Source organism: Sphingomonas sp. CCH5-D11 (assembly GCF_001557395.1).
GTDB lineage: Bacteria > Pseudomonadota > Alphaproteobacteria > Sphingomonadales > Sphingomonadaceae > Sphingomonas.
The window spans coordinates 1-4,999 of sequence record NZ_LSKH01000311.1; the positions used below are offsets into that span (position 1 = coordinate 1).

The 4,999-nt window shown below is 65.1% G+C and carries 5 protein-coding genes; 3 read left to right on the forward strand and 2 right to left on the reverse strand.

All coding sequences use genetic code 11. The annotated features are described in order from the left end of the window. The 3 genes from AX702_RS19600 to AX702_RS19610 form a co-directional block, all read left to right on the forward strand. Window positions 1–1,070 (forward strand): methyl-accepting chemotaxis protein (locus tag AX702_RS19600; RefSeq protein ID WP_066782069.1); only part of this gene is annotated, 1,070 nt, incomplete at its 5' end. Window positions 1,071–1,173: 103 nt separating this feature from the next. Further along, a complete protein-coding gene (locus AX702_RS19605) occupies window positions 1,174–1,875 on the forward strand; it encodes an SDR family NAD(P)-dependent oxidoreductase (protein ID WP_066782070.1) in 702 nt (233 codons plus the stop codon). Beyond that, window positions 1,865–2,803 (forward strand): 50S ribosomal protein L11 methyltransferase, encoded by a 939-nt coding sequence (locus AX702_RS19610; protein ID WP_066782071.1) that lies wholly within the window; start codon window positions 1,865–1,867, stop codon window positions 2,801–2,803. Before AX702_RS19605 ends, AX702_RS19610 begins: the two co-directional genes overlap by 11 nt. A gap of 28 nt (window positions 2,804–2,831) precedes the next feature. Here the strand turns inward: AX702_RS19610 and phhA are convergent, their stop codons facing one another. Together phhA and AX702_RS19620 are read right to left on the reverse strand one after the other, a co-directional pair. After that, window positions 2,832–3,707 (reverse strand): phenylalanine 4-monooxygenase, encoded by an 876-nt coding sequence (gene phhA, locus AX702_RS19615; protein WP_066782072.1) that lies wholly within the window; start codon window positions 3,705–3,707, stop codon window positions 2,832–2,834. A gap of 107 nt (window positions 3,708–3,814) precedes the next feature. Then, on the reverse strand, window positions 3,815–4,870 hold the full coding sequence (locus AX702_RS19620) for a ribonucleotide-diphosphate reductase subunit beta (RefSeq protein ID WP_066782073.1): 1,056 nt from the start codon (window positions 4,868–4,870) through the stop codon (window positions 3,815–3,817). Window positions 4,871–4,999: the final 129 nt, after the last annotated feature.

The following is a 4,999-nucleotide window of genomic DNA, read 5'->3' on the forward strand; positions in this document are numbered from 1 at the left end:
GGTCGGCCGCCACCAGGCACGCCGATATCGCGAGTGAGTCCGGCATTCCGCTGGCTGCCCTGCTGGCGTCGCTTGCCTTTGCCCATGCGCGGACGCTGGCACTGATCGAGCAGCGTTTGTCCGGAGATTGTCAGCGAATGCGCCGGTTCGCGGATATCGTGCAACGGCTGGCGCTGATCGAGGCCGATGTGATGGCCTCCCATCTTTCGCAGGTCGATCAGGACCGCATCGCAGAGGAGCGCGGCGCGCACGCACGATCCTTCCACGAGCATATTGCCGGCGCAATCGACGGCGCCGCCGCCTTGGGGGAGCGGGTGCGTGCGCAGGCGTCCAATGCGTCCCAATCCGCAAGCGCGATGATCGGGCGTGGCGCTGAGGTGGCGGCGGCGGCGGAGCAATCGGCGCTCGCCATGCGGGATGCCGCTTCCACCGCAGGGGGTCTCATCCGTGCGATCGAGGAGGCGCGCACCGAAGTGGAGGCGGCCGCCGAGATCGCGACGCGTGCGGCAACACAGGCTGATCGTGCCGTGGGCGTGAGCGACACCTTGAGCGAACATGCGCAATCGATCGAATCGATCCTTGCGCTGATCCGCGACATCGCCGGTCAGACCAACCTGTTGGCGCTGAACGCGACCATCGAGGCCGCCCGGGCCGGTGAGGCCGGGCGGGGCTTTGCCGTCGTGGCGCAGGAGGTGAAGAGCCTGGCCAGCCAGACCGCGCGCGCGACCGACGATATCGCCGCCCAGATCACCGCGATCCAGAGCGCGACCCGAGTTACCGTCGACGCGAGTGCCGGCATTCGCACCACCATCGGCGAGGTGCAGACCTCCGCCACGCGAATCCGGCGAGCAATGGAGCTTCAGGCGCAAACGGTGACGGCAATCACCGCCGCGGTGGATCAAACCGCGCTGGCGGCCGATGCGACTGCCGGCAACATGGCGACCATCATGCAGGAAGGCCAAGCGTTTGCCCGCGACTTCGAGGTGCTTGGCCAGGAGTTCGCGGCGATCGACAACAGCCTCATCGCGCTTCGCACGGCGGCGGTGGAGTTCAGCGCCAAGGTGGCCTAGCCGGCGCTTTGCGCCCGAAGGCGGTCCGGCTGGCTCCTTCCACCACAAGATCATCGTAACGCGGCGAATTGAGCAGTTCGTCCGCGCCTCCTATGGCGAGGTCATGAAGAACATACTTCTCACCGGCGCCTCGCGCGGGATCGGCGCGGCGATACTGACCGCTTTGTCGCCAGCGGCAAGGATCGTCGGACAAGCAACGCGCGCGGAAAACGGGCTCATCGCCGCCGACCTCGATCAGCCAGGCGCTGCCGGGGACCTGTGGCATGAAGCCGTCGCGCGGCTGGGCAGCGTGGACGTGCTCATCAACAACGCCGGCGTGTTCGAAGCCAATCCGATCGAGGATGATGACGAAGCCTGGCGCGCCGCATGGGATCGCACGATGCGGATCAACCTGACCGCATCGGCCGAACTGTGCCGGCTGGCAGTGCTTGATTGGCAGCGCCGCGGCGTGCCCGGCCGGATCGTCAATGTCGCCAGTCGCGCGGCCTATCGCGGCGACAGCCCCGCGCATTGGCATTATGCTGCGTCCAAGGCGGGCGTCGTGGCCATGACCAAGACGATCGCTCGCGCTTATGCAAAGCACGGCATTCTCGCCTTCGTCATCTGCCCCGGCTTTACGATGACCGGCATGGCGGACGATTATCTTGCGAGCCGCGGCGGCGACAAGTTGCTCGCCGACATCCCGCTGGGGCGGGTCGCCATGCCGGAAGAAGTGGCGGAGATGGCGCGATGGCTGGCGCTTGACGCTCCCGCCTCCATGACCGGCGCGGTGCTCGACGTGAACGGAGCAAGCTATGTCCGCTGACAGCTGGCGCGTAACCCTGCCGTGCACGCGCGCGGAGGCGGAGGCGATTGACGCCGCTGACGACCTGGCGATCGACGCCGTGCTGATGACCACCGAAGAGGTGGAAGACGATGTCGAACGCTGGCGGCTCGATGCCTATACAGAGAACGAACCTGATGAGGCCATGCTGGCGGCGATCCGTGCGCTGGTGCCCAGCGCCGAGGGCGCGCCGGCAAAGGTGACGGCGCTCAGCCCGCAGGACTGGGTGGCCCTGTCGCAGGAAGGTCTGGAGCCGATCCGCGAAGGCCGCTTCGTGGTTCACACCAGCGCCCATCCGACGGCGGCGCCGGATGGCGGGCGGGCGCTGCTGATCGACGCGGGACGTGCGTTCGGCACCGGTCATCACGCCACGACGAGCGGGTGTCTCGCGATGCTGGATGGCCTGGCCGAGCAGGAGTTCGGCAATGTCATCGACGTGGGTACGGGAACCGGCGTGCTGGCGTTCGCCGCCGCGCATCTGTGGCCGCAGGCAAATGTGGTCGCGACGGACATCGATCCTGCCGCAATCGACGTCACGCGGGAGAATGCCGCGGCGAACGCCGTTGCGGGCGTGGAACTGATCGTCGCCGACGGGGCGCTGAGCGACGCGATCACCGCGCGCGCGCCTTATGATCTGGTGATCGCCAATATCCTTGCCGGTCCGCTCGTCTCCATGGCGCCCGAGCTGGCGGCCATCGCCGACGCAAATGCCACTATCGTGCTCGCCGGCTTGCTGGAGACGCAGCGAGAGAAGGTGGTCGATGCCTTTCTCGCCTGCGGATGCGCGCTGGCCGACATGGATCGCCGTGGCGACTGGACGATCCTTCGCCTAACGGCCGGCGCACAGCGGTTCACGCCGCAGAGCCCCCCGGATCCCAAGGGACGCGATGGCTGGGCGCTGGATATCTGAGGCCCGCTGGTGACGCTCGGCACCGACCTCAGTCGGGCCGGGCGGACTTTGTCGCGGCATAATCCTGCGTGCCGCGCGTGATCACCTCGTCGTCGCTGACGATCTCCGCAACCGCGATTTCCGGCTGTTGCTTGATCGCGTCGTACAGCGGGGCGAAGTCTGTCTCCACCGTCGCCCGCAGAAGTTCGTCGAAGCTTGGAATGACGAAGTAGTTCTGCTGGAAGTCGTCGATCCGGTAATCCGTGCGCATGACGCGCGCGAGATCGAACTTCAGTCGATGGGGCGACGGATCCTCCAGCGCGAACCGGCTTTCGGCATAGCTTGAAACAATGCCCGATCCGTAGATCCGCAAGCCTTCCGGCTCGGCGATCAAGCCGAACTCCACCGTGTACCAGTAAAGACGACCGAGATATTTCAGCGCGTCATGTTCCATCGCGCGGAGCCCGCCGCGCCCGTACGCCTCGAGATAGTCGGCGAACACCGGGTCGGCGAGCATCGGCACATGACCGAACACGTCATGGAAGACGTCCGGCTCCTGCAGATAATCAAGCTGATCGGGGCGGCGGATGAAGTTGCCGGCGACGAAGCGGCGGTTGGCCATGTGATCGAAGAAGACGTCGTCCGGCACCAGGCCGGGCACCGCCACGACCTGCCAGCCGGTTAGCGCCATCAATCGATCGGAAAGTTCGGTGAAGTCGGGGATGCCGGGCTTGGAGAGCTTCAGAACATCCAGCCCGCGAAGCCATGCATTGGAGGCGCGCCCGGGCAGCAGCTTCGCCTGGCGCGCGAAGAGCGTGTCCCAGGTGGCATGTTCCTCGGGCGTATAGTGCGCCCAGTCCTGCGGCACCGTCCAGTCCGCAGCAGCGCCGGGGGGTGGGGTGAGCGCAGGGGATGCATCAGCCATCCACCGTGCATAGCATGGCGCCGGATCTGGGCAAGATAGTTACATTCGCTACCACTCTGCCGTCATGACGGTTGCCCCGACATGACGGCCGAATGATGGTCAGGCGATCACTCCGCCGCGACGCCGGCGCGGGAGAACATGTCGCCTTCCTCGCCCGCATCCTCGTTCGCCGGGCGCGCGCCCTTCGCCTTCTGGCGCTTGTCGAAGGAGTCCCAAACGTCGTTCCACTGACCCTTGGTCGCGGCCTTGGAGTATTCGGTCGCGCGGGTCTCGAAGAAGTTCGCATGCTCCACGCCGTTGAGCAGCGGGGTGAGCCAGGGGATCGGATGCTCGTCGATCATGTAGATCGGCTTCAACCCCAGCTGCCCCAGCCGCCAGTCGGCGATGTAGCGGATATACTTCTTGATGTCCTTGGGCGTCATGCCGTTGACCGGGCCCATCTCGAACGCGAGATCGATGAACGCATCTTCCAACCGGATGGTCGTCTGGCACTGGTCGGCGATGTCATCCTTCACCGCCTTGGTCAGGCAGTTACGCTCCTTCACGAAGGCGTGGAACAGGCGGATGATGCCCTCGCAGTGCAGGCTCTCGTCGCGCACCGACCAGCTGACGATCTGCCCCATGCCCTTCATCTTGTTGAAGCGCGGGAAGTTCATCAGCATCGCGAAGCTGGCGAACAGCTGCACGCCTTCAGTGAACCCGCCGAACATGGCCAGCGTGCGGGCGATATCCTCATCGTTATCGACGCCGAACTGCTGAAGGTAATCATGCTTGTCCTTCAGCTCGGCATATTCGAGGAACGCGCCATATTCGCTTTCGGGCATGCCGATCGTGTCGAGCAGGTGGCTGTAGGCGGCGATATGCACCGTCTCCATGTTGCTGAACGCGGTCAGCATCATCTTCACTTCGGTCGGCTTGAAGACGCGGCCGTACTTCTCATGGTAGCAATCCTGCACCTCGACATCCGCCTGGGTAAAGAAGCGAAAGATCTGGGTGAGCAGGTTGCGCTCGTGATCGGTGAGCTTCTGCGCCCAATCGCGGCAATCCTCGCCGAGCGGGACTTCCTCGGGGAGCCAGTGGAGCTGCTGCTGGCGCTTCCAATATTCGAATGCCCAGGGATATTCGAACGGCTTGTACTGCTTGGAGGCTTGGAGGAGGGGCATGGATTACTCCGACAGAAGCGAAATGATGGCTGCCAGCAGGCAGAGCGAGAAGAACGCGCCGAAGATGATGCTCATCCAGGCGTGAAAACGGGCGAAGTGGCGGTCGGTCGCGGTGCGCGGCGGTGGCGT